Origin of the sequence: Anaeromassilibacillus sp. An250 (assembly GCF_002159845.1) — a bacterium.
Lineage (GTDB): Bacteria > Bacillota > Clostridia > Oscillospirales > Acutalibacteraceae > Anaeromassilibacillus > Anaeromassilibacillus stercoravium.
The window spans coordinates 1-599 of record NZ_NFJK01000074.1 but is presented as its reverse complement, the minus strand read 5'-3'; the positions used below and the strand labels follow the sequence as shown (position 1 = coordinate 599).

General features: G+C 57.3%; 1 protein-coding gene. It reads left to right on the top strand.

Annotated elements, in window-relative coordinates:
* On the top strand, positions 1-599 hold a 599-nt coding region (locus B5F54_RS17865; RefSeq protein ID WP_207651993.1), incomplete at both ends, for an alpha-L-rhamnosidase-related protein.

The following is a 599-nucleotide window of genomic DNA, read 5'->3' as shown; positions in this document are numbered from 1 at the left end:
TACGACCCGAACACGGGCCTGTTCAAGGGCGAGACCTCCGGCCTCGACCACCGCTCTAAGACGTATCCGGACTGGATGGACGAGGGCTATTTCTCGGACATCATGGAGTCGAAGGCAAGCGGAACGAACATCGAATACGCGGTGGCGTTTAAGGTGTTGGAGCAGGCTTCCGAGATCCTCGGAAAGGATCCGGCGGAGACGGAAAAATGGGCAAACCGCTTTGAAGACCTGAAACAGGCGATCAATGAGAACTTCTGGGTGGAAGACGGCGGCTACTATGCGTCGTGGCAGTATCCGGAGTACATGGGCAATGTGCTGGCGGAGAAGACCGACGTCATCGCAACCGGTTATGCGATTTACTACGACATCGCAACGCCGGAGATGGCGGAACGGCTGATGGAAAACTATCCGCTCGTGAAGTATGGCGCGAATACCGTTTACCCGCAGAAGCGCGGTAAGCAGTTCGGCGCGATTTATCACAACCGCGGCGTATGGCCCGGCTGGGAAGCAACCCTGATGGAAGGCGCGATGAAGGCAGGCAACCATGAGCTCGCAGATGAGATCATGAAGTCGATTATGTCGGCGGCGGCCCGCAACCT